Below are 23397 nucleotides of genomic sequence, written 5' to 3'. Positions count from 1 at the left end.
CACTTTGGAATGAATCCTTTTCGTGATTGATACCGACGATGGGCAATAACGCCAAACACCTTTCGCTGAGCTAAACCATGACAAATCGGACTGGTAAGGTAACCGGCATCTAATCCAACGGCTTCAACATGAAATCCAAATCGCTTGATCTGACGGTCCAAACGCTGTAAATAAGGCTTCGAATCATGAATATTGCCAGGAGTAATATGGACGTCGGTAATAATGTTGTATTTAATATCTGTCGTGCGATGATCCAAATAGAAAAACCCCTCGGGTTTGTGTTCACGATACAAATAACCACTCTCTGGATCAGTATGACTGACTTTAATCTCTTTGGTTTTCTTCACCTCCTCCTTTTCCTTTAGAGGCTTTTTTCCGTGATCAGCCCGATCCTGTTCCACAGCTTCATTCAATTCTTCAATATAATCGGCCGTTTCGACGTGAACTTCTTTTCTGGAAAACTTCTTTTTATTGGCGTTTGCTTTTAAATGGGTTGAGTCCGTATAAAGCACGCGACCCGAAACCATTCGGTGGTTCATCGCTTGATGAACGATTTCATCAAAGACCTCCTGGAAGATATCAGTCTCATGAAATCTCATTCTGCGATTCCAGCTAATGGTGGAGTGGTGAGGCACCGAGTCTGTTAAATTTAAGCCAAGAAACCAACGATAAGCGACATTCGTTTGAATTTGGCGTTCTAATTCTCGCTCAGAACGGATGCCATAAATATAGCCAATGAACATCATTTTAAATAACACAAGAGGGTCTAGAGAGGGTCGGCCATTATCTTCACAATAGTAAGGACGGACTTTCTCGGGAATAAAGGAAAAGTCTATGTAGTGGTCAATTTTTCGAAGTAAGTGGTTTTCAGGGACGAGCTCTTCAATGGTCACCATTTCTAATTCGTTTTGTCGATTTTGTCTAGATTGGAACATTAAAATCACCGCCTAAATAGAATCTACCTATAGGATAACAAAAAAATGGATAATTGAGGGAAATGAGATAAAAAAAACAGGCTGTCGAGACTTTCTCGACAGCCTGAGAACAGATGAGTTATTTACTCATCTGTTCTTTTATTTGTTTTAAAATCTTCTTTTCTAATCTCGAAACTTGAACTTGAGAAATGCCAAGGCGTTCCGCTACTTCAGACTGGGTTTGATCTTTGTAGTATCTTAAATAAACGATTAACCTTTCTCTCGTATCAAGATACTGAAGTGCTTCCTTTAGAGCTAATTTATCAAACCAGGCGGTGTCCGTGTTATCAGCAATTTGATCTAAAAGTGTAATTGGATCTCCATCGTTTTCATAAACAGTTTCGTGTATGGAAGAAGGAGCTCGTACCGCTTCTTGAGCCAGAACAACCTCTTCTGGTGTGACCTCGATTCGTTCTGCAATTTCATTTACTGTTGGCGTTCTTCCAAGGGTTTTGGATAGCTCATCTTTTGCTTTCCGTACTTTATTTCCCGTTTCCTTAAGAGACCGACTCACTTTCACTGTCCCATCATCACGTATAAAACGCTGGATTTCTCCGATAATCATCGGTACTGCATATGTGGAGAATTTAACATCGTAACTTAAATCAAATTTATCAACAGATTTTAGCAGACCGATACACCCGATCTGAAAGAGATCATCCGCTTCATACCCTCTATTTAGAAATCGTTGTACAACTGACCAAACGAGACGCATATTCTTTTCTACAATAAGATCTCGCGCCGCCTGGTCTCCATCCTGGCTGTGTTTGATCAATTCCTTCACTTCATCAGGCTTTAGTTGCGACTGCTTCCCTTTTCTAACCTCCACGTCCATATGCAGGTCCCCTTAATTACATAACGCTTTATTTTTTGATAGGTACTTCATTAAGTGAATCGTTGTTCCCTGTCCACTAGCCGATTCAACTTTAACCTCATCCATAAAATTTTCCATAATTGTGAATCCCATACCTGATCTTTCTAATTCAGGCTTTGAGGTATATAGCGGCTGTCTTGCCTCCTCAAGGTCTAGAATACCAACACCATGATCACGAATCGTTAAATTAACCGTATCGTCATTTAACTCCACAGAAATATAAACCTTTTCTTCTCCGTTTTGCTCATATCCATGAATAATGGCATTCGTAACAGCCTCTGAAACAACGGTTTTGATCTCGGTTAATTCATCGACAGTAGGATCAAGCTGAGCAATAAAAGCAGCAACCGTTACACGAGCGAAAGATTCATTTTGACTAAGCGCAGAAAATTCTAATTCCATTCGATTTCTCATTATGCCACCCCCAAAGTTGCGAGAGCATGCTGTTCGTCAGCTTCTAGCCTCACGATTTTAAAGAGTCCAGACATTTCAAACAAACGCTTAACAGGGGGGGAAATCGAGCAGACAACCATTTCTCCACCAAAACTTTTCACTTTATTGTAACGGCCTAGAACAACACCAAGACCAGAACTATCCATAAAAGATAGTCCTTCGAGACTAAGTACAATATGCTCAATTTTACGTTCTTCAATAATCGTATCTACCCTGTCTCTTAGTTCTTCTGACGTATGATGATCCAACTCTCCATCAAGTCGAATCAAAAGAACGGGATGTCTCACTTCAAGATTGATCGAAAGACTCACGTAACATTCCTCCTCATGTTTGCTTGTGAGTTTTTTCTCTCTTTACAGGGTTAATTCCTTCTTCGTGACAAAACTAGTGTTGATTCGATGAAAGTGGTGATCACTTGACAGTTTGGGTAGGTGCTTTGGCGAACTGCGCCGCCGTTCGTTTCATCAGTTGCCACCAAGAAGCTTTGTTTATATTTTCCGCAGATATAACGGGGGAGGTTGCCGTCACATGACCATCAATTTTCACTGACAGCTCACCCACCTCATCCCCTTGCTTTACAGGCGTTTCAATATTCTTTTTGATTTTTATACTCGTTGTTATATCACCGTTTTCCTGGCCTTTTTTTAGTAAAACAGAGACACGCTCAGAAGTGACAACAGACATAGAAGACTGATCTCCTTTATTTACTTTCACTTCTGTGACAACGTTGTTACGATCGAATAGTTTTTGGGTTTTGTATTGAGAAAACGCATAATCAAACAGTTTTGTAATCTCAGCATTACGTACTTTTGGAGAAGGAGCACCCATGACGACGGCAACAACTCGCATGTCATCTCGCTTTGCTGTAGCAGTAAGACAATATTTTGCTTCACTTGTAAATCCAGTCTTTAAACCATCAACACCAGGATAAAATTTAACAAGTTTATTTGTGTTAACAAGCCAGAATTTTTTATCTGTATCCTGCCTTAAATAGTCTTCATACAAGCCAGTATATTTCGTAATCAATTCATATTTAAGGAGCTCTTTCGCCATTAATGCCATATCATTTGCTGTTGAATAATGATCTTCCGCAGGCAAACCAGTCGGATTAACAAAATGGGTATGACTAAGACCCATTGATTCCGCTTTGTCATTCATTAACTTAACAAATTCTTCTTCCGAACCAGCGATCGCTTCTGCCATTGCAACAGATGCATCATTACCAGAAGCGATTGCGATGCCTCTCAGCATATCGTTAACAGTCATTTCCTCTCCTGCTTCAAGGAAAATCTGCGAACCACCCATTGATGCAGCATATTCACTTGCTCTTACCTTCTGATCAAGGCTTATTTTGCCACTTTCTATCGCTTCCATAATTAAGATCATCGTCATGATTTTTGTCATACTCGCAGGAGGAAGCTTTTTATCACTATCTTTTTCAAACAATACTTCACCTGTATCTCGCTCAATCAGAATTGCAGAAGAAGAATTCTCTGCGATTTTTAGCTTTGCTTCTTCTGCATGGGTAAAAGAAGGAACAAGTAGGGTTCCTCCCAGCAAGAAGGCGAGCGCTGTTGCAACAACTTTCATTGGTGATCCCTCCATTCTTAGTATTACAAGGATTTCCAACATGTTGGAAAAATATACGAATTCTTGATCCTCCAAACGGATATCATCAATAAACGCAAAAAAAGAAGCCTCAAATTGAGACTCCTTCAAAGGATAACGAAGCATTATTTAGTTAATCACTTTATATATAAGTTGAGGTTTTTCAGTAGCTTGTTTAGAAACCGTGTACGCTTCATTAATCTTATTGATTGAGTTTTGAACGTCTTCTTCATCGCTGTGAAGAACAACAAGCGCTTCACCTTTGTCTACTTTGTCGCCAACTTTTTTCTTAAGTGTAATTCCTACACCATGGTTAATTTGATCGTCCTTGGTGGCTCTTCCTGCTCCAAGGTACATAGCTGCCACGCCAACGGATTCAGCATCAATTTCCGTAACATATCCGTCTTGCTGTGCCGTTACTTCAATATCATGTTTTGCTTGTGGCAATTTAGAAATGTCATCAATGACACTAACATCTCCACCTTGAGCTTGAACGAGCGTTCTAAATGATTCAAACGCCTTCCCATTTTGTAAATTTTCTTCAAGGGTTTTATATGCTGTATCAAAATCATCAAATGCTCCAGCAATAACTGTCATATGAGAAGCGAGTTCGAGTGATAGAAGACGGAGATCCTCAATATTCTCTCCTTGAAGAACCTGACAGGCTTCACGTACTTCATTCGCATTCCCTACTTCAAAACCAAGCGGTTGACTCATGTCGCTAATCACCGCTACTGTGTTTCTACCGAGGTTGTTTCCGATATTAACCATTTCTCTAGCAAGCGCTTCAGAATCTTCTAGTTTCTTCATAAATGCACCAGAGCCAGTCTTCACATCAAGAACGATTCCATCTGCTCCAGAAGCTAGCTTTTTACTCATGATTGAGCCTGCGATTAGAGGAATCGAATCAACAGTCGCTGTCACATCGCGCAATGCATACAATTTTTTGTCAGCAGGAGCAAGATTGCCCGTTTGTCCTGCTACAGATAGTTTATGTGTATTGACATTATTAACAAACTCTTCCTTTGTCATTTCAATATGGAAGCCTTTAATTGACTCAAGCTTGTCTAGTGTACCACCAGTGTGCCCTAAACCTCTCCCAGACATTTTAGCAACCGGGACACCAACAGACGCTACCAGTGGACCAACAATAAATGTTGTCTTGTCACCTACGCCACCTGTAGAATGCTTGTCCACTTTATGTCCTTTAATAGCAGACAAATCAATCGTTTCACCTGAATTCACCATAGCTTGAGTAAGCATCGCTGTTTCATTTGACTTCATTCCATTGAAATAAATTGCCATCATTAATGCCGATGCCTGGTAATCAGGAATGTCGCCTTTGGTATATCCATCAATAAAGAAATTGATTTCTTCTTTCGTCAATTCTTTTCCATTTCGTTTTTTCTGTATTACGTCTACCATTCTCATTGAATCGCTCTCCCTTCTAACTCAACCCATTTTACTTACAATTGTTTTCACTAATAGCAAGAAGTTAGCCTTCACCTTCTCCGTTGTTTCAATCACTTCGTCATGATGAAGTGGCTGATCGAGGATTCCAGCTGCCATATTTGAAATACAAGAGATTCCAAGTACATCCATGCCTGCATGTCTTGCAACAATAACTTCTGGTACAGTCGACATACCTACTGCATCGCCACCCAATGTCCGCAGCATGCGAACCTCTGCTGGCGTCTCATAAGTTGGTCCGGTATTTCCGACATAAACGCCAGATTGAAGCTTCATCCCAAGCTCTTTCGCTGTATCTTGCGCTAAATGTTGCAGCTCTAGCGAATATGCTGTAGACATATCCGGAAAACGAGGGCCAAATTCGTTGCTATTTGGTCCAATTAACGGATTCGTCCCAAAATTGTTAATATGATCAGCGATCACCATTAAATCACCAGGTTGGAACTCTTCATTTATTCCACCTGCTGCATTCGTTACAATCATATGATGAATCCCAAGTTCTTTCATCACTCGAACAGGAAATGTTACTTTGTCCATTGAATATCCTTCGTAGAAATGAAAACGCCCCTGCATAGCTGCCACTGTTTTACCATTTAATGTACCAAATACAAATTGTCCCGCATGCCCTTCTACTGTTGAAACAGGGAAATTCGGAATATCACTATATGAAATTTGGACAGGATTTTCAATTTCTTCAGCAAGGACACCTAATCCAGAGCCTAAGATAAGACCGATTTCTGGATGAAATTCCCCTACTTGATCTTGTATATATGATGATGCATCTTGTATTTCTTGTTTAATCGTCATTTTTGTTCCTCCTCTTGATTCTCAAAGCTTCTCAAGAAAGCTAGTCCCGTGTTCTGGTAACGTTACCTCAAAATTATCCGCAATCGTTGCTCCAACATCTGCGAACGTTTGACGGATACCAAGATCAACTGCTTCTTTAATCCCTTTATGATAAGCCAGTAATGGGACATATTCACGAGTGTGGTCTGTTCCATGATGGATTGGGTCATTCCCATGATCTGCCGTAATTAGTAGCAAATCATCATCTTCCATACGTTCAAGAACTTCTGTCAGTCTCTCGTCATACTCTTCTAGCGCTTCACCATAACCCTGTGGATCTCTTCTGTGTCCGAATAGTGCATCAAAGTCAACAAGGTTAAGGAAACTAATTCCTTCAAATTCCATTTGTTGTGTTTCAATAAGTTTATCCATGCCATCCATATTAGACTTTGTACGAAGCGACTTCGTAACACCTTCTTCATCATAAATATCAGAAATTTTTCCGATTGCAATGACATCTTTCCCATTGTCCTCTAGCTCATTCATTACTGTATGTCCAAAAGGTTTTAGTGCATAGTCATGGCGATTGGACGTCCGTTTAAAATCGCCTGCTTCACCGATGAAGGGCCGTGCAATGACTCTTCCTACCATATATTCTTCTGCTTTCGTCATTTCTCTTGCAATCTCACAAATGTGATAAAGTTCATCAAGTGGTACAACTTCTTCGTGTGCAGCAATTTGCAAAACAGAATCTGCTGAAGTATAAACAATAAGGGCGCCTGTTTTAACATGCTCTTCACCAAGTTCGACTAGAATTTCAGTACCGGAAGCAGGTTTATTTCCAATAACCTTTCTTCCAGTCCTATTTTCAAGTTCCGATATGAGCTTATCAGGAAAACCGTCTGGGAACGTTCGAAACGGCTGCTCAATATGGAGGCCCATGATCTCCCAGTGTCCAGTCATCGTATCTTTACCGTTCGAGGCCTCCATCATTTTAGTATAATGTGCCATAGGCTTCTCAACGCTCGAGACGCCATTAAGTTCACGAATATTACCAAGACCTAACTTTTCCATATTCGGCATCTTGAGGCCATTCATATGGTCGGCAATATGCCCCAATGTATCTGCACCTAAATCATCATATTGTTCAGCATCCGGCGCTTCACCGATTCCTACTGAATCCATTACAACTAAAAATACTCTTTTAAAACGTTTAGTCATGTTTGTCCTCCTCGTTCATTATCCATTCAAAATTATTATTCCCTTGAAAAAAACAAAAAACACATATGTGAATGCGTTTACGGAAGCAGATAAAAGAAAAAATCTGGCCAAAGACCAGACCTCTTTCTGAAGAGTGCCTTTATTAGGCTCTAGGATGATAAGTGGAATAAATATCCTTTAGCCTCGCTTTAGTCACATGTGTATAAATCTGTGTTGTAGAAATATCGGCATGTCCAAGAAGCTCCTGTACCGCTCTCAAATCAGCGCCATTTTCTAATAAATGGGTTGCAAATGAATGTCTTAACGTATGTGGCGTAAGAGGCTTAAGAATGTTTGCTTTTACTGCAAGCTTCTTAAGAATTTTCCAGAACCCTTGTCTTGATAAGCTTTCACCACGATGGTTCAAAAACAGCATATCCGTTCGATTCTTTTTCATTAATTGCCCCCTACCTTCATCAAGATAGGTCGTGAGAGCATCTCTTGCCATTTTACCTAGCGGAACGATTCTTTCTTTATTTCCCTTACCTATTGTTCGAATAAATCCCATCGTTAAATGGATATCTTCCATTTTCAATTCAATTAATTCACTAACGCGTAAACCCGTCGCATATAACACCTCTAGCATGGCGCGATCACGTTTACCAAAGGGGGTAGAATAATCTGGGGCTTCCAATAATTGCTCAACTTCTGCTGTTGATAGGATTTTAGGTAGCTTCCGCTCTGTTTTGGGAGTTTCGATATGTACAGAAGGATCCTGTTCAGCAGCCTTCTCACGAAGTAAAAACTGATGAAATGCTCGTATGGATGCAATATTACGAGCTATTGTAGTGGATGCTTTCCCACTGTCTCTAAGAGCATAGAGATAGTTTACAATATGCATGCGCCGAACATCATTCAATGAAGATATATTCTCATATTCATTTAAATGTTTTAAATATTGAGCGAGATCTCGCCTGTATGCATCGAGCGTATTTTTGGACAGGCTTCGCTCAACGATTAAATAATGCAAAAAATCCTGTACCTGATCTTTCATTGCAAACGCTCCCTTATTCACCTGTCTGGTAAAACAAATTGAGCCTTTCAAGGAAAGTGAGCTGAGTATCCGATTCCATTTGAACGACTTTCACCGCTTTTCCTTGTGGCACATCATAGCGATGGTAATTCTGGTATTCTTGATTTACCCAGAGAATGCCAAAGTAAAATAGTAAAGTACATCCAGTAAAAAGCAAGAAAACTTTCATTGTATCTAAAACAACCAATAGACCCTGTTTCAATCTAACGCACCTCCATCTCTAGTAAAAGGTATGCCAGAGATGGAGTTTTTTATACATCGTTAGGAATTGTAGGGTCACAAAAATTGTTTTAACTATTAACTATGATTAACAGCTTGTTCTGACTGTTCTTTATCTTCCTGCTTTTGACAGCGATAACAGATTCCATGAAACGTTAGACGATGATCTTTGATTTTAAAGTTCCAATCGTTTTCAACTACTTTTTCTACATCTCCAAGCAAATCTTCCTGAATTTCATCTACTGCACCACACTCAATACAAACCAGGTGATGATGAAAATGGGCAGCACCCTCTTGTCTTAGATCAAACCTTGACACACCATCGCCAAAATTGATTTTATCAACGATTTTCAATTCAGCTAGTAGCTCAAGTGTACGATAAACCGTTGCTAGGCCAATTTCAGGAGATTTCTCTTTAACGAGTAAATACACATCTTCAGCACTTAAATGGTCTTCTTCGTTCTCAAGAAGGACCCGTACGGTTGCTTCCCGTTGAGGTGTTAGCTTATAGCTTTGAGAATGAAGATGTTTCTTAATTCGATCGATTCTGCTTTCCATGTCCCATTTCCCTCCCTCGATCGATGCCATTTTCATTATAAGCAGTAGGCAAAACGGTGTCAAATTAAAATCATTATCAACCCGAAATTGTAATTATTATCATCTGATATTTATTTCAATATTATTTTATATCTACAACTGCTTTTATTAATCCAGGTGACAAATAGGCTTCAAACCACGCTGCAACACATAAGATCACCAAAGCACACAAAATAAGAGCCGAAAACCTCATGAATGGTGGGAAGATTGGTTCTGACCTTCTTTTCATAACTAATTGTTTCATTAGCCTAAGTGAAAATGTTAAAGAAGCGGTAGCTACCACAATCATTACCGGAACGGCTAGGATGTTTTGTGGAAATACAGAAACGAATGCCAACAAAAAGCCTTTCCAACTCATTTGGTTAACTAGAAACCCTACAGTAAACCCTACTACAATTCCTTTTAGAAAAAGCATCACTAACACAATAGGGAGACCGATAATTGTAAGACCAAGAAGCCACATCAAACCGATATACTTCGCATAGTGTGTTAAACTTTGCTGAAACATTTCAGAAGATGATGCAAATTGGCCATCGGATACCTGTCCAAAAAAACGACTTAAATAAACCGCAAGATCTTCTTTTTGAGTAAAACTTAAACTATTTACGATAACAGCTCCAAATACAATTCCCATCAGAAACAAAACCGCAATAAATGTGTAGAGAGATAACTGATCTGATAGATGAGCGGATATCATTTGCTTTAGACGTCTACTACGATTCATACGTCTTCCCCCTTCATACCACCTTTGGTAAAGTCTATGAAAAGGGAGTGAAACGTATGACTAATCGATAGATTATCTCTTCTGCTTGATGACCTTTCCGTATGTCCCACCACCGCCTTGTTTTAATGCAAGTTCTCCACTTCGTGAAAGGGCAATTAGATGAGCGAGTGATTCACCTACTACATTAGCCAAATCACTTTCGCTAACGGCGTGGAGAATGTTCATTTCGGTTCCAAAAACAGCTAAAAGCCGTTCGAATGTTTTCGGACCAAGTCCTGGAAGAAAATCTAAGGGAACATGGTGAATATAAGGCGGGCGTATAGGATGAGTGGAAGCTGAACTTAATTCTTGAATTCGATTCAATACTCCTTTCACTATTTTATGACTACCACAAACTTCGCAATGCGTTTGAAGTACAGGGGTGTGACATTGAGCACAACTAGTTCTATAATATTTACCTAACTTTGGGCTTAAGCCGAAATTCGCTTTAATCCCCCGGCCTTCAACCCCTTTTAAAGCCTTCGACCATTCTGTAAATGAAGCCTCTCTTACAGATAACAGTTGATATTCCCTAGCCATTTTTTGTATGGAGTGCGCATCGGAATTAGTTAAATAAGGGAAAGTATGAAGCTCCTGGATCTGGTCTGCCATTTGCGTATCTGACGAAAGTCCTAGTTCAATTCCGTCTATTTTATTAAGATCCAGCACTTCACTTATTGACCGATTAACCCCTTTACCATAAAGACTTTTAAATGGCGTAAATACATGAGCAGGTATGAATAAACCAGCAAGTTCCCTTGTTTTCTCTTGAATAACTTCAGCCTTTTCATAGATCCGCTGTGAGCTAAGCGAGACGTTTTTCATGCGAGAATTAAGCCACTCTGAAAAATGTTTCATTTTTGATAAATTCGGCAAATACACTAATACGTGAATGGGACCGTGGCAGTTTTCATCATAGATTTCAATCTCGGTTCCTAAAATGAGCGTAAGTGACCCGAAGCGAATGCCACCATCTTTTAATTCATACCCTTGACCTCTAAAAATGTATTCTTCCAACTCTGCCATTACTTCAGGAACATGACAATCAATGACACCAATCATATCAAGACCTTTTCTCGATCTCGCTTCTTTTAAGATTGCAGATAGGGTTAAAGACTTTGCTCCTGTTATTTTCACTGCTTTATTGGTCCTTGTCCTCCCAATATGAATATGGAAGTCTGCATAACATGACTTCATTTCATCAGCTTCATTTTTAAATACATGATCGCATATGCCGTTTTTGCGTCATGAATCTCCTGGCTATCTAGCATTTCTTCCATTTCTTCTATTGATAAATGAAGCAGATCAAGAAATTCATCTTCATCAGCGGACTGTTCTCCCTTTTTCGTTAATCCTTTGGCAACATATAAATGGACAAGCTCATTAGCAAAGCCCGGAGATGTATAGAACGAAATCACTTTTTCAAGTTTTTCACACGTATAACCGGTTTCTTCTTCTAGTTCACGCACAGCAGTTAATTCAGGTTCTTCACCTTGCTCAAGTTTACCTGCTGGTATTTCTACAATCGCTTTGCCAAGCGCTTTACGATATTGCCTAACCGCGAGTATTTTATCATCAGGTGTTTGAGCAATAATCGCAACTGCACCGGGATGATCAATTAATTCTCGCTTGCTTTGTTTACCATTCGGTAACTGCACATCCTCTACTCTAACGTCAATAATACGACCTTCATAAATCGTTTCTGAATGCAAGGTCTTTTCATATAAATGGTCCATTGCTTCATCATCTCCTGGTTCTAAAAATTATAATCGATACATAAAGTCTATCACATGAGACAAATAATAGGGAAAGATAGCACCGTATCGAACTATTTAGGAGGTCTTGATTATGAAAGTTTATATTCAGCCGAATGGAATTACGATGGTTGGAAAACCAAAGCAAATTCAATTAATGATCAGACACTATATGAATCATTATGAAACAATTGAAGAATGGATCAACGCCCCTGCAGTTCGTACAAAATCGCACTTGAGATTAATTCAATAAACAAGAAACGCTGCCAGATATTGTGGCAGCGTTTCTGCTTTAACGAATTTCGGTTTTGAAGATGTTTTTCATTTGCTGTAAAAAAACATCATGGTGTTCAGAGAATGTAGCCATACAATTACTTTGAGCAACGGTATGAAACCCTCTTGCATAGGCACCATACGCGGTTAAAAAATCACATATATCAGTACATACGCCTGAGAGATGAACGGTGTCTATGTTTTTACTCTTCAATATTTCTTCCAGGTTTGTGTTATAAAAAGCGTCATATTCTGGTTTAGGTAGATAGGTTACTTGTGCAAGATTTTGATTCGCTTCAAACCAAGTTTTCAATTCCCCATATAAGTCTTGGCCCCAGGATCCGATAACATTATGTACGGGCCAAATCTTAAAGTGCTCATCATTTTCTTGATGGGCATCCATACATATGACAATTTCTTTTTCTTCTTCAAGAAACTCGTTTGCGAGCGTGATAATATTTGGAACAATCTGCTGTCCTACTTTTCCTGAAGTAAGTCCACCTTGATCGTGAATAAAGTCATTGCTCATATCAATAATTAATAACGCTTCTTTCATCATTCTCCCCTCCTAGTGCCTTTACTATAGCAGGTGTTTTTCCATGTGACAAGACACCAATAACCAGCATATCATTGGCGTGAAATCGCTTATAACGGTACACTTAAAATAGAATTAATATTGGGAGGTATGCTTCGTTATGAAAACCAATCAAATTGGCAATTCAAAGCTGCATGTTAGTGAAATCGGACTAGGAACCATGTCACTAGGAACCGATCGAGCGAAAGCTGTCTCACTCATTCATGAGGCGATCGATAACGGCGTTACATTTATTGATACAGCAGATTTGTATGACTTCGGTTTAAATGAAGAAATCGTTGGAGAGGCATTGCGTGATCGAAGAGATTCAGTTGTTCTTGCAACCAAGGCAGGGAATCATTTCGAAGAAGGGAAAGAGGGATGGTACTGGGACCCTTCTAAAAAGCATATTAAGGGAGCCTTAAAAGACAGTTTGAGACGTTTGAAAACAGATCATATTGACCTTTTCCAACTACATGGTGGTACGATTGAAGATCCGATTGATGAAACGATCGAGGCTTTCGAGGAATTAAAATCTGAAGGCCTCATTATTGAATATGGGATTTCTAGCATTCGACCAAATGTGATTCGTGAATTTATAAAGAAATCTTCTATCGCTTCAGTCATGATGCAATATAGTATACTTGATCGTCGGCCTGAAGAAGAAATGCTAGATTTATTGCATAACAATAACATTAGTGTCATTGCTAGAGGTCCTCTCGCTAAAGGAATGTTAACAGATCGATACGATGAAAAAATTAAAGAAGATGGTTTTCTCGACTATTCTAAATTTGATGTTCATGAAACGGTTAAACAGCTGAATGAGATAAAAGGGGACAAGCGCAATATGACTCAGACGGCACTTAAATATGCACTTGCTCACCCCGCTGTAGCCACCGTTATTCCCGGAGCTAGTCGAAGTGAACAACTTCTTGCAAACATTACCGCACAGAATGCTCCAGACTTAACACCCGATGAAGTACAAAAGATTCGTGACGTTTCGAAAAAAAATGTATATGATAAGCACCGTTAAATTTAATATAGCGCAGTCATTTGACTGCGCTATTTCCTTTTCGACTCAAAATTAAAATCTAAAAGGCGTCTAATATGGGATTATTTATGATTAGTTCTGATTCTGTTGACTCTTGAATTTGCTCAATACTATAGCCAGCTGCCACTTCTTTTAATACAAGTCCTTCAACTGTAATATCAAGAACAGCTCGCTCCGTAATAATGCGATTGACAACACCTTTCCCTGTTAGAGGGAGGCTACATGAGTTTAGAATTTTAGGTTCTCCATTTTTGTTAACGTGGTCCATGATCACCACAATCCGTTTTGCTCCATGAACGAGATCCATTGCTCCTCCCATTCCTTTAATCATCTTTCCAGGTATCATCCAATTCGCAAGATCGCCATTCTTCGAAACTTCCATTCCACCTAAAATGGCCACGTCAATATGTCCTCCTCGAATCATTGCAAATGACTCAGCACTATCAAAATAAGCGGCTCCTTGCATTGCTGTAACCGTTTCTTTTCCTGCATTAATTAAGTCAGGATCAACCTCGCCTTCACTTGGATAAGGTCCAATACCTAGAAGGCCATTTTCCGATTGAAGAACGATCTTTTTACCATCTGGAATGTAATTAGCTACCATTGTCGGCATTCCAATTCCCAGATTTACGTAAGAGCCGTCCAGGATTTCTTTTTCAGCACGTCTTGCAATCTTTTCACGAACTGCTGCTTTATCTACTTTAACCATCATTAGCCTCCTATCGCGTCGTTAATCGCTCAATCTTCTTTTGCTGCTCACCAACAATAACCTTCTGTACATAAATGCTCGGAGTATGAATAGAATCTGGATTTAACTCTCCAATCCCCACTAATTCTTCTACTTCTGCAACCGTTACTTTTCCTGCGGCTGCAACCATTGGGTTAAAGTTGCGTGCCGTTTTGTTGTAGACTAAATTCCCCATTACATCTCCTTTGAGTGCTCGAACAAAGGAAAAATCAGCTTGTATCGCTTCTTCAAGTAAGTATTCTTTTCCATTAAATGTTTTTACTTCCTTTCCTTCAGCAATTGGCGTTCCGACTCCGGCTGGAGTATAGAAGGCCGGAATTCCTGCCCCCCCAGCTCTAATTCGTTCTGCCAGTGTTCCTTGTGGAATGAGCTCCACTTCTAATTCTCCTGAAAGCACCTGTCTTTCAAACTCTTTGTTTTCACCAACGTAAGATCCAATCATTTTTTTTATCTGTTTATTTTTAAGAAGCAACCCGAGACCCCAGTCATCAACTCCACAGTTGTTTGATATGACTGTTAAGTCCTTCGTTCCTCTCTCTTTTAATGCAAGAATTAAATTCTCTGGAATACCTACTAAGCCAAACCCGCCAACAAGAATCGTTGCCCCGTCCTGAACATCTTGAACTGCTTCTTGAAATGTATCAAGTATTGGTTTCATTTACTTTTACCTCCTGCCATTTTAAGTTCGTTCAACAATTGTTGCTACTCCCTGTCCTCCACCAATACAAAGCGTAGCTAGACCATAGCGCTCATTTCTACGTTTCATTTCATGTAGTAGAGTTACTAGAATTCGAGTGCCACTTGCGCCAATCGGATGACCAAGTGCAATAGCCCCACCGTTTACGTTTAAGATTTCTTTATTAAAATCAAGATCTCTTCCAACGGCAAGAGACTGTGCAGCAAAAGCCTCATTTGCTTCTACAAGATTCATTTGTTTCATTGAAAGCCCCGCACGTTCAAGTGCTTTCTTCGTAGCAGGAACTGGACCTAGCCCCATAACGCTCGGATCTACTCCACCGCTTGCATTCGAGCGAATAACAGCAAGGTATTCTATTCCAAGTTCCTCTGCCTTCTCTTTACTCATTAAAACAACAGCGGCTGCGCCGTCGTTAATTCCAGAAGCGTTTCCTGCCGTAACCCCACCGTCTTTCTTAAAAGCTGGGCGTAACTTTGCAAGTTTATCAGCCGTCGTTCCTGGTTTAACGTATTCATCAGTATCAAATAATAGAGGTTCACCTTTTCGTTGCGGAATAGAAACAGGTAGAATCTCTTCCTTAAATCGTCCCTCTTCAATAGCAGCCTGTGCTTTTTGTTGACTCCAGGCAGCAAATTCATCCATCTCTTCTCTTGTTAGATGATAATGATCACAAAGATTCTCAGCAGTAACACCCATATGATAATCGTTAAATGCGCACCACAATCCATCTTGAATCATGCTATCCACCATCTTTTGGTCACCCATTCGTAAGCCTTCTCGGGCTCCGTTTAATAAATAAGGCGCCTGACTCATGTTCTCCATCCCACCGGCGACAACAATATCTTGATCGCCAAGCATAATAGATTGAGCTCCTAGATGAACGGTTTTCAATCCTGAACCACATACTTTATTGATTGTCATCGCAGGAGTTGATACTGGGATTCCCGCTTTAATCGCAGCCTGACGAGCAGGATTTTGTCCGAGACCCGCTTGAAGAACGTTTCCCATAATGACTTCTTCCACCTGATCTATCGATAAGCCAGCTTTTTTAATCGCTCCCTTAATGACCGCGGCCCCAAGTTCTGTAGCCGATATAGATTTTAGTGAACCATTAAATGAACCTACCGGCGTTCTGATAGCGCTTACAATTACAACATCTCGACTCATTTCGATTTCCTCCTTATGTATCTATGACTCTCTTCTACATAATTCTTACTTTATTCAAAAAAATCCTTCCTCCAAGTAAGAATTTCCATTATTCAAACGATTCTCTTGCCAGACTCTATTTCCTTTGTTTTAATTAAAGATAGCGCTTACAAAGAAGGGTGATGAATGTTTTGCTACCACAACACGCTACAATCATAGAAGTAGGTCCAAGAGATGGGCTTCAAAATGAACAGAACCAGATCAAAACAAATGATAAAATCCGTTTTATTAAAGCTCTAAAAGTGGCAGGAATGAAAGAAATAGAGATTACTTCATTTGTCTCACCCAAATGGGTTCCCCAAATGAAAGATGCCAGTGAAATAGTTAAAACGTGCCTTGATGATACTCGGAACTTTGTCTTAGCTCCTAACCGTAAAGGGATAGAGAGAATTAAAGAAACGAACGTGAAAGCCATAGCACTTTTTGCTGGTGTTAGTAACTCCTTTAATCAAAAGAATAGCAATAAAGGGACAAAGGAGCTTCTTCATGAGCTCCTACCTTTAGTCGAAGAATTAAAAGCGGATGGTTACTTCGTTCGAGCCTGTATTTCCACTGCTTTCTATTGCCCATATGAAGGGAAAATAGACGGTAATGATACAATTGACGTTTGTCATCAATTCGTTAATGCAGGTGTAGATGAATTAAGCGTAGCAGATACTATTGGAATGGCCACTCCAGAGGAAGCGCACAACCTTTTTAGCCAACTTGTAAAGGAGTTTCCAACTACATTGTTAACAGCGCATTTCCATGATACTCGTGGAATGGCCCTTGCTAACATCTATGCATGCCTCCAAGCTGGAATTTCAAGATTTGATACATCAGCTGGTGGACTAGGCGGCTGCCCTTTCGCCAAAGGAGCGACAGGCAACGTGGCCACAGAAAGTGTGGTTTATATGTTGGAGCGAATGGGGATCGAAACAGGTATTAATCTAGAAAAACTAATGGGAGCAATAGATGAGATTGAGCCTCACCTATCAAGACCTATCCTAACACCTTATCGAACGTTATATAAAAAAGAAAAAGAAACTTCTAAGGTAGACATATAAATATTATGGTAAACTAATAAAATAAGCACACATTAGTGTGCTTATTTCATCCTTTTACAATAGTTAAAATAATACTATAGATTAAAGCTAGTACTAGTCCACCAATAACCGTAATTCGATCCATCTTTTGACCTTTAAATAAATTTAGAACTCCCTTTACGACCATAAATACTACGAAAAAAATAATAAAATACATCAAAAACGTCACTCTAGTAAATCCCCCTAATCGTTATCCTTTGTTAATATATCGCATTCTCGGGTTAATGATTTCACTATCACTTTTAAGCATAAAACACTGGTGCTTCGGTAGGAAATCAATTTTCATTTCTTTATCAAAAAACACTTTATATTGTTTCTGAATCAATACAGGTCTGAAATTTGACTCAAGCGTCATATTAAAATCACCCTGAGCGGAATCATTTACTAATTGCGTAACGCCGTTCACTACACACCCGCAATCTTCGATGTCATAATGTAACTTCATATAACCCTCAGAATCATGTTCTAATTTCTCGATCGCTTGATCTGTGAATGTCACTCTCATGTTATCTCTCCTCTCAACTATCTTCTATAATAACGTCTATAAACTCAATAGCCCAGTCACACCACTCAATCCAGGTTTTCATCTGACGCCTACCGTACTCAAGAGTTAAATATTCCCCTAGACGTTCTTTTTTAATTTGTTTATCAACTGTATTTTCTTCTTTCCATTGATTCATGTGATCAAGTACCATTTGATGATGGTCTTTACTTTCTTTAAGAAATTGAATGGCTTCACCTTTAGGAATGAGATGAAATAATGAAACACGCATGAGTTGTTCATTTTTCATTTTCGGTGGATCCACCGTGTGGTGAGCAAGCCACTCAATAAGAAGGCGGTATCCTTTTTCTTCAATAGAATAAATTTTTTTATCTGGTAGATCAACTTGTGGAACAATTTCAAAGCTTACTAAGTTTTCTTTTTCCATTTTACCAAGTTCACGATAAATTTGAGTGTGATGAGCAGACCAGAAATGAATCATAGTCTCTTTAAATTGTTGGGTTAATTCATACCCAGTGGATGGTTTCTTTGTAAGCAAACCAAGAAGAGCATATCGTAATGCCATAACATCATTTCCTTTTCAGCAATTTGCTTCTTCTCCATTATAAACATCTTTACAATATCTTTGCACATTTGAGGTTGCAAATCCACATTTGACAATTATTTCGAATTTCATTTTATCAGAAATGATAAGAGAACGCCCCCTGGATAATATGCTCATACATTGCTAAGATGAAATTTGATAAAGTCCTGGACAAATCAAAAAAGCAGGCTGTCTAATTTCGACTACCTGCTTTTTCGATGGTTTAAACTATTCTTTCGTATTGATATTTAGTAATCCTTCCGCTGTTTTACGTGTCTCGTTGCCAAAAGAATCTTTCACTTTCACTTCGATCTCAGCACCTTCAGCCACCACATTCGAAGTAGCTGTCCAGTAACCGACATAATGCCCTTCTGATACTTCCATCATTGGAAATTCAGTCATACTTGAAGGCATCATCGTTGGATTCACTAGCGGCATACGAATTGAGAAAGTAGCCTTTATTCCTGGAGCGCTATCGAATTCAATTTTGACTGATTCTCCCGCTTGAAGATCTTTATTTTGATCTGGTTTTAATTGATTAATGACCAATTCTTCTTGCTGGGAATAAACGTTGATCGACTTTTTCGTTTTATTTCCTGCTTTGTCTTTCGCCACTACTTTTATAATGTTCTCACCTTGATCGAGCAGCATCCGATGTGAAAATGTACCATCTTCTACTTTCGCTTTCGTTCCGTTAACCTTTACCCAAGCAAGATTTTCATCATGAACGTCACCTTTAACTGTTACGGATCCTTTATTTGTTTTCCAGTCATCTTTAGGAGATGTGATCGTTAATTCCGGTTTCGTTTGATCTAAAGTAACCATTACAGCATCAGATTCTTCCGTCATCCCACGATCAGTTGATGCGCGAGCTGTTAACTGATTTTCACCATCGCTCAATTGGATTTCTGTTGTGAAATGACCTTCTTCATTAGAAGTTGTGACAGCTTCTTCTTCGCCATTTTTCATAATATGAACGTCTGTCATTGGTGCGGTTTCACCGTCAACTTCAATGCTATTCTTGTTTGTATACGATCCGTCTTTTGGAGATGTAATCATTGGTGCTGTTAGTTCATAATCAACGATTGCACGGATCATATAGTTCCCTTCTTCTTCAGGAGCCTTCGACCATGCGCCGCTAACATATTGCCAGCTTCGGTCGACATATTCTCCGTCTTCATCTGTTGCAAGACCAGGAGCATTTGGATTAGCATCCGCTTGAATATAAGTGATATAAAAATCACCTTCTACGATCACTCCTTGATCAGACAGATCAACCATCGTCCATTCGCCATTTCGGAGTGCAGTCGCGTCAATTGGACCAGCGAGTTTCTTACCTGGTGCTCCATCCGGACCTGATGCATCATGAATTTCTACTTTAAAATTTGTGCCGCCTGGATTTGGCCATTCCGTATTCCAGAATCTAAATAACCCTCCAGTTACAAGAGCGCGTTCCTGACCTTCTGCAAGCGACATTTTCACAGCCCAACCGTTCCCAGCATCATAGAACGCTCTTGCGTTCTCAGCAGTACCATCGTCATACCCGATTTCCCCTGCATATCCGATGAATGGGGAAAGAGCAGCATTCTGTACAACTGTCTCGCTCGCTTCCACAGTGACGTTAAATGTTTCGCTATAGTAACCGGCCGCAAGAACTTTTAACGTATACTCCCCTTCATAACCTGTTACTGAATAATGTCCTTCTTCATCCGTTTGCACAGGTGCTATAGCAGCATCTTCTACTAATAAAACAGTTGCATCTTGGATCGGCTCTCCTGTTTCACTATTCGTGACTGTTCCTTTGATTTCTCCCTCTGGTATCGCTTCTAATGTGAAGTCAGCTTCTGTCACTTCATCATCTACGATCGTCACTTCCTGAGTCTCTGACTGGTAGCCATATGCTTCTGCAATAGCTGTGTAGTCCCCTGCTGCATGAGTCATGGAATAGCTTCCATCTTCCAAGTTCGTTGTTGCCGAGCGCCCTGTCTCAAGAATAGACACTTCTGCTTGAAGCGGCAGAGCTTGAGGTGTAGGTGATGGTTTCTCTTGAACTGGATTTATAACAAGCTTTGAAGGTTTTAACTTGTCTGGATTGACTTTTTCTTTCGCTTTGACACTAGCAGATTTTTCATCAGGCTGAATAGAAACTTTCGAGCTCTTTTTCTTAGCGGCGACTTCCATCGGCTCTGCTGATAAACTTACATCGTCAATATACCAGCCCTGCTTCATCACACTACCATCCGTCTCCACGTGAAAAGCTAAATAAATTCGCTGATTTTCATAGGCTGATAGATCAACCTCTTCACTCACCCATTCATCAGAAAGATTATTATACTCCGCAAGAGCTTCCCAATTTTCCTGATCGGTTGAAACGAAGAGATGTCCATAATCATAGTTTCTTTCAAGTTCATACCATTGATTGAATTGAAGATAAGCTTCACCTTCTGGTAAATCGATCGGAGGCATCATCAGCGTCATGTTAGCACTGTTGTCATATGCTCCATCAAGGTTGGTTCCATAAACCTTTTCACCAGAGTAAGCTTCAGGACCAACCGTTGGCGTCCCCCACTCCCATGAATTATTTTCTCCCCAGCTCATCCATCCAGCTGGCTCTGATTCAAAGTCTGTTTCGTAACCTGTTGAGATACCAGGGATAATTTCTACCTGATATTCGTCCGTTGTGACAACATGTCCGCCATAGTCTTCGATTTTAAACCTATAACTAACGGAAGGTTCACTGACGGCGTCACCCGGAATAATAGCTTGATAGGATCCAGAAAGATAGTTCCCATCAACTCTTGTTGCTTCAGTTGACGTCCACTCTCCGTTATGAGCATATTCAAGCTCTACACTCGTTACGCTCACATTATCAGTTGCTGTGATGGTAAGAGGAAGGTCCATCTGAGCATAGGCATCTGAAGGAGCATCGTGTTGATACGTGGGCTCTTCTTCATCGCTTCCTTCTTTCATCACATCACCTTCTAATGTACCGAGCCCACTCATAACAGAAGAAACGGCGTCAAATGCATTCACTAATCCATAACCGTAACCATTATTCGGAGAATCTGGGAATTCATCGTCTGTAAGTGGTGTGACGGTGTTTAAAAAGATGTCTTCTATTTCATCAACCGTCAATGATGGATCTGCTTGACGAAGGAGAGCCGCGATCGCTGATACGTGGGGACCAGCCATCGACGTACCATTCCACCCTCCTTCATAGCTACTCCCTGGTACCGCAGAACGGATATTAACTCCAGGAGCTGAAACGTCAGGTTTTATTTCATCATATGGGGATGGTCCCTGTAGAGAGAAACTCCCAAGAGCATCATTGATATCTGTAGCTCCCGTAGCAAATGACTCAGGATAATTTGCTGGTGTTGCGATTGACTCTGGACCTCCGGGATTAAATAGTGTTGTATTACCAGCAGAAAATTCTGGGAATATATCTGCATTTCGCCAGTTTTGAACCATTGGGCGATACCATTCGTCAAGCCCAGGTCCGCCTCCCCAAGAATTGTTCACGACATCAGGAGCCTTCTCAGGGTGTGGATTGCCTTCAGCATCCTTTGGAGCAATAATCCATTCTCCTGCTTCAAGAAGATCGATATCCGTTCCACCATCTTCGCTAAAAGCTTTTACCGCTATCCATTTTGCCCCAGGAGCGACGCCAATCTCGTTCGAACCATCCGGTTCAGCGCCAACCATTGTTCCCATTGTATGAGTCCCATGTGCGAGATCATCATATGGGGCGGCTTCTCCGCTTACAGAATCAAACCAGTTAAATTCATGATCCACCTCTTCAGAACTATAGCCTCGATACTGTTCCATAAGAGCTGGATGGTCCCATTGAACACCGGTATCAATGTTAGCGATCACAGTCCCTGCCCCATCAATTCCCATATCCCAGACTTCAGGAGCACCTACTCGATCAATATTCCACTCAATCGAGTTCGTATCTGCAGTCGTTTTAGCCTTAGTTTTCGTTTTATCTGGCATTGGCTGAATCTGCCTGATCTCGTTAGGAAGTATTTTATCCACTTCAGGAAATGATGCTAGCTGGTTCATCACTTTTTTTGTTGCTGTTACTGCCATACCGTTTACGATGTAAAATGATTTTATGTCTTCTGCATTGCCTTTTTTCACTTGTTGTTCTAAGTATGTGGACACGGATTGTTGTGTTTCAATAGACGTAGCTCTTAACGCATTAACAACAGCTGATCGCTTAGTGATTTCAGCTTGAAAGGAAGTTAAGTTGTTTTTCTTAGCCTTTTCTTCAGCTTCTTTCGCAACTTTTGTCGTATCAGCTTGTTCTGCAAATTTAATCAAGAAGGTTACTTTTTCTTTCTTTTCGAATGCTTTCGATACCTTCTGATCAATTCGTTTTACTTCATCATTCATGGATACAGAAGAATCACTTTTCGCGTTCGCTTGCATCGCTGGTTGTATGAAGCTCGTGATGAGGAGAATAAAACAAGCAAAAAGAGCTACGATTTTAAGTTTGCTTCGTTTTCTCAAAATATTTCCTCCCTATCATTCGTTTTGTGTTTACTCTCTGCCCTCCTTTTGAATTTCTAGGTTCACTTAACATGCTATACCAGGATTTGTCACATTCAAATCAAAAATAACATAATTTTCAGAAAATAATCCGATTCTCTCAAAGTACTTTTAATATAAAAAAATGACGATTGTCCTGGCTGTGTGTAGTATTTTGATGGGCGATATCGTTTTTATATAGCCTTTAGCGTCTAAGGACTATGGAAGCAGCGATTATTACTTTAGTAACACGACCATGACGAATTCCCTAAACCTTCTTTTTATTCCATTATGATACCAGTACAAAGAAGGACTTTTCTCAAATAACGCGTAATCGACATGCCATAAAGATTG

General features: G+C 40.0%; 25 protein-coding genes. 3 read left to right on the top strand and 22 right to left on the bottom strand.

All coding sequences use genetic code 11. The features are described from left to right. The 14 genes from PQ578_RS08215 to PQ578_RS08150 form a co-directional block, all read right to left on the bottom strand. Positions 1-935, bottom strand: a 935-nt coding sequence (locus PQ578_RS08215) for an IS1182 family transposase (RefSeq protein ID WP_273833195.1), incomplete at its 3' end; no start/stop codon positions are given. A gap of 118 nt (positions 936-1053) precedes the next feature. Then, complete coding sequence (gene sigF / locus PQ578_RS08210; protein WP_098444043.1) at positions 1054-1809, bottom strand: RNA polymerase sporulation sigma factor SigF; 756 nt, start codon at positions 1807-1809, stop codon at positions 1054-1056. A 12-nt stretch (positions 1810-1821) separates the two neighbouring features. Further along, the gene (gene spoIIAB, locus PQ578_RS08205; protein ID WP_098444044.1) at positions 1822-2262 is read right to left on the bottom strand and encodes an anti-sigma F factor; all 441 of its coding nucleotides are present in this window, start codon (positions 2260-2262) and stop codon (positions 1822-1824) included. Further along, positions 2262-2612 (bottom strand): anti-sigma F factor antagonist, encoded by a 351-nt coding sequence (gene spoIIAA / locus PQ578_RS08200; protein WP_098444045.1) that lies wholly within the window; start codon positions 2610-2612, stop codon positions 2262-2264. Before spoIIAA ends, spoIIAB begins: the two co-directional genes overlap by 1 nt. A 100-nt stretch (positions 2613-2712) precedes the next feature. Then, on the bottom strand, positions 2713-3891 hold the full coding sequence (locus tag PQ578_RS08195; protein ID WP_273833188.1) for a D-alanyl-D-alanine carboxypeptidase family protein: 1179 nt from the start codon (positions 3889-3891) through the stop codon (positions 2713-2715). Between the two features lie 147 nt (positions 3892-4038). After that, positions 4039-5340: a pyrimidine-nucleoside phosphorylase gene (locus tag PQ578_RS08190; RefSeq protein WP_273833186.1), complete on the bottom strand. Its 1302-nt coding sequence runs from the start codon at positions 5338-5340 to the stop codon at positions 4039-4041. 21 nt (positions 5341-5361) lie between these two features. After that, positions 5362-6186 carry a purine-nucleoside phosphorylase gene (locus PQ578_RS08185; RefSeq protein WP_273833184.1) on the bottom strand — a complete coding sequence of 275 codons (825 nt, stop codon included), beginning with the start codon at positions 6184-6186 and terminating at the stop codon, positions 5362-5364. A gap of 21 nt (positions 6187-6207) precedes the next feature. Next, positions 6208-7386, bottom strand: a complete 1179-nt coding sequence (gene deoB, locus PQ578_RS08180; RefSeq protein WP_273833182.1) for a phosphopentomutase — start codon at positions 7384-7386, stop codon at positions 6208-6210. 142 nt (positions 7387-7528) lie between these two features. Further along, positions 7529-8419: a site-specific tyrosine recombinase XerD gene (gene xerD, locus PQ578_RS08175; RefSeq protein ID WP_160918928.1), complete on the bottom strand. Its 891-nt coding sequence runs from the start codon at positions 8417-8419 to the stop codon at positions 7529-7531. A 13-nt stretch (positions 8420-8432) separates the two neighbouring features. Further along, entirely contained in the window at positions 8433-8660 is a 228-nt protein-coding gene (locus PQ578_RS08170) for a YqzK family protein (RefSeq protein ID WP_224880903.1), read from the bottom strand. A gap of 95 nt (positions 8661-8755) precedes the next feature. Then, positions 8756-9235 (bottom strand): ferric iron uptake transcriptional regulator, encoded by a 480-nt coding sequence (gene fur / locus PQ578_RS08165; RefSeq protein ID WP_098444050.1) that lies wholly within the window; start codon positions 9233-9235, stop codon positions 8756-8758. A 121-nt stretch (positions 9236-9356) separates the two neighbouring features. Further along, a complete protein-coding gene (spoIIM, locus tag PQ578_RS08160) occupies positions 9357-9998 on the bottom strand; it encodes a stage II sporulation protein M (protein WP_160918927.1) in 642 nt (213 codons plus the stop codon). Positions 9999-10070: 72 nt separating this feature from the next. Further along, complete coding sequence (locus PQ578_RS08155) at positions 10071-11234, bottom strand: endonuclease Q family protein (protein ID WP_273833171.1); 1164 nt, start codon at positions 11232-11234, stop codon at positions 10071-10073. After that, positions 11231-11773, bottom strand: coding sequence for an NUDIX hydrolase (locus PQ578_RS08150; protein WP_098444053.1), 543 nt, complete (start codon positions 11771-11773; stop codon positions 11231-11233). The genes PQ578_RS08155 and PQ578_RS08150 overlap by 4 nt, the downstream gene beginning before the upstream one ends. Before the next feature lie 112 nt (positions 11774-11885). Here PQ578_RS08150 and mciZ point away from each other — a divergent pair, with 112 nt between their 5' ends. Further along, positions 11886-12044 carry a Z-ring formation inhibitor MciZ gene (mciZ, locus tag PQ578_RS08145; RefSeq protein WP_273833169.1) on the top strand — a complete coding sequence of 53 codons (159 nt, stop codon included), beginning with the start codon at positions 11886-11888 and terminating at the stop codon, positions 12042-12044. A 39-nt stretch (positions 12045-12083) separates the two neighbouring features. Here mciZ and PQ578_RS08140 read toward each other — a convergent pair whose 3' ends face one another. After that, on the bottom strand, positions 12084-12620 hold the full coding sequence (locus tag PQ578_RS08140; RefSeq protein ID WP_337958006.1) for a cysteine hydrolase family protein: 537 nt from the start codon (positions 12618-12620) through the stop codon (positions 12084-12086). Between the two features lie 139 nt (positions 12621-12759). On the opposite strand from PQ578_RS08140, the gene PQ578_RS08135 reads away from it, so the two are divergent. Next, positions 12760-13671, top strand: a complete 912-nt coding sequence (locus PQ578_RS08135) for an aldo/keto reductase (RefSeq protein ID WP_273833165.1) — start codon at positions 12760-12762, stop codon at positions 13669-13671. Between the two features lie 58 nt (positions 13672-13729). Here the strand turns inward: PQ578_RS08135 and PQ578_RS08130 are convergent, their stop codons facing one another. The 3 genes from PQ578_RS08130 to PQ578_RS08120 are packed head-to-tail and all read right to left on the bottom strand — an operon-like array spanning position 13730 to position 16301. Next, the gene (locus PQ578_RS08130) at positions 13730-14401 is read right to left on the bottom strand and encodes a CoA transferase subunit B (protein WP_420541523.1); all 672 of its coding nucleotides are present in this window, start codon (positions 14399-14401) and stop codon (positions 13730-13732) included. A 7-nt stretch (positions 14402-14408) separates the two neighbouring features. Further along, positions 14409-15095: a CoA transferase subunit A gene (locus PQ578_RS08125; RefSeq protein WP_273833160.1), complete on the bottom strand. Its 687-nt coding sequence runs from the start codon at positions 15093-15095 to the stop codon at positions 14409-14411. A 21-nt stretch (positions 15096-15116) separates the two neighbouring features. Further along, on the bottom strand, positions 15117-16301 hold the full coding sequence (locus PQ578_RS08120) for an acetyl-CoA C-acetyltransferase (RefSeq protein WP_273833159.1): 1185 nt from the start codon (positions 16299-16301) through the stop codon (positions 15117-15119). Between the two features lie 161 nt (positions 16302-16462). Between PQ578_RS08120 and PQ578_RS08115 the strand changes: the two genes are divergently transcribed. Next, positions 16463-17386: a hydroxymethylglutaryl-CoA lyase gene (locus PQ578_RS08115; RefSeq protein WP_273833157.1), complete on the top strand. Its 924-nt coding sequence runs from the start codon at positions 16463-16465 to the stop codon at positions 17384-17386. 46 nt (positions 17387-17432) lie between these two features. On the opposite strand, the gene PQ578_RS08110 is transcribed toward PQ578_RS08115, so the two are convergent. The 4 genes from PQ578_RS08110 to PQ578_RS08095 form a co-directional block, all read right to left on the bottom strand. After that, complete coding sequence (locus tag PQ578_RS08110) at positions 17433-17594, bottom strand: hypothetical protein (protein WP_273833155.1); 162 nt, start codon at positions 17592-17594, stop codon at positions 17433-17435. A 21-nt stretch (positions 17595-17615) separates the two neighbouring features. Next, the gene (locus PQ578_RS08105) at positions 17616-17930 is read right to left on the bottom strand and encodes an iron-sulfur cluster biosynthesis family protein (protein ID WP_160918920.1); all 315 of its coding nucleotides are present in this window, start codon (positions 17928-17930) and stop codon (positions 17616-17618) included. Between the two features lie 13 nt (positions 17931-17943). After that, positions 17944-18492, bottom strand: a complete 549-nt coding sequence (locus PQ578_RS08100) for a PadR family transcriptional regulator (protein ID WP_273833153.1) — start codon at positions 18490-18492, stop codon at positions 17944-17946. Between the two features lie 246 nt (positions 18493-18738). Next, positions 18739-23025 (bottom strand): S8 family peptidase, encoded by a 4287-nt coding sequence (locus PQ578_RS08095; RefSeq protein WP_273833151.1) that lies wholly within the window; start codon positions 23023-23025, stop codon positions 18739-18741. Between the last annotated feature and the right edge of the window lie 372 nt (positions 23026-23397).

This window comes from Guptibacillus sedimenti (genome assembly GCF_028610665.1).
In the GTDB taxonomy this organism is placed as follows: Bacteria; Bacillota; Bacilli; order Bacillales; family Guptibacillaceae; genus Guptibacillus; species Guptibacillus sedimenti.
This window is presented reverse-complemented; position numbering and strand designations above follow the sequence as displayed.

What these genes read in the sequence shown, in the direction of transcription:
- PQ578_RS08185 (WP_273833184.1), bottom strand. Translation starts at nt 6,186, where the DNA reads ATGACGATTAAACAAGAAATACAAGATGCATCATCATATATACAAGAT.
- PQ578_RS08120 (WP_273833159.1), bottom strand. Translation starts at nt 16,301, where the DNA reads ATGAGTCGAGATGTTGTAATTGTAAGCGCTATCAGAACGCCGGTAGGT.
- spoIIAB (WP_098444044.1), bottom strand. Translation starts at nt 2,262, where the DNA reads ATGAGAAATCGAATGGAATTAGAATTTTCTGCGCTTAGTCAAAATGAA.
- PQ578_RS08115 (WP_273833157.1), top strand. Translation starts at nt 16,463, where the DNA reads ATGAATGTTTTGCTACCACAACACGCTACAATCATAGAAGTAGGTCCA.
- PQ578_RS08190 (WP_273833186.1), bottom strand. Translation starts at nt 5,340, where the DNA reads ATGAGAATGGTAGACGTAATACAGAAAAAACGAAATGGAAAAGAATTG.
- PQ578_RS08135 (WP_273833165.1), top strand. Translation starts at nt 12,760, where the DNA reads ATGAAAACCAATCAAATTGGCAATTCAAAGCTGCATGTTAGTGAAATC.
- PQ578_RS08140 (WP_337958006.1), bottom strand. Translation starts at nt 12,620, where the DNA reads ATGAAAGAAGCGTTATTAATTATTGATATGAGCAATGACTTTATTCAC.
- PQ578_RS08155 (WP_273833171.1), bottom strand. Translation starts at nt 11,234, where the DNA reads ATGAAGTCATGTTATGCAGACTTCCATATTCATATTGGGAGGACAAGG.
- PQ578_RS08125 (WP_273833160.1), bottom strand. Translation starts at nt 15,095, where the DNA reads ATGAAACCAATACTTGATACATTTCAAGAAGCAGTTCAAGATGTTCAG.
- sigF (WP_098444043.1), bottom strand. Translation starts at nt 1,809, where the DNA reads ATGGACGTGGAGGTTAGAAAAGGGAAGCAGTCGCAACTAAAGCCTGAT.
- deoB (WP_273833182.1), bottom strand. Translation starts at nt 7,386, where the DNA reads ATGACTAAACGTTTTAAAAGAGTATTTTTAGTTGTAATGGATTCAGTA.
- PQ578_RS08130 (WP_420541523.1), bottom strand. Translation starts at nt 14,401, where the DNA reads ATGATGGTTAAAGTAGATAAAGCAGCAGTTCGTGAAAAGATTGCAAGA.
- spoIIM (WP_160918927.1), bottom strand. Translation starts at nt 9,998, where the DNA reads ATGAATCGTAGTAGACGTCTAAAGCAAATGATATCCGCTCATCTATCA.
- PQ578_RS08100 (WP_273833153.1), bottom strand. Translation starts at nt 18,492, where the DNA reads ATGGCATTACGATATGCTCTTCTTGGTTTGCTTACAAAGAAACCATCC.
- fur (WP_098444050.1), bottom strand. Translation starts at nt 9,235, where the DNA reads ATGGAAAGCAGAATCGATCGAATTAAGAAACATCTTCATTCTCAAAGC.
- PQ578_RS08105 (WP_160918920.1), bottom strand. Translation starts at nt 17,930, where the DNA reads ATGAGAGTGACATTCACAGATCAAGCGATCGAGAAATTAGAACATGAT.
- xerD (WP_160918928.1), bottom strand. Translation starts at nt 8,419, where the DNA reads ATGAAAGATCAGGTACAGGATTTTTTGCATTATTTAATCGTTGAGCGA.
- mciZ (WP_273833169.1), top strand. Translation starts at nt 11,886, where the DNA reads ATGAAAGTTTATATTCAGCCGAATGGAATTACGATGGTTGGAAAACCA.
- PQ578_RS08150 (WP_098444053.1), bottom strand. Translation starts at nt 11,773, where the DNA reads ATGGACCATTTATATGAAAAGACCTTGCATTCAGAAACGATTTATGAA.
- PQ578_RS08195 (WP_273833188.1), bottom strand. Translation starts at nt 3,891, where the DNA reads ATGAAAGTTGTTGCAACAGCGCTCGCCTTCTTGCTGGGAGGAACCCTA.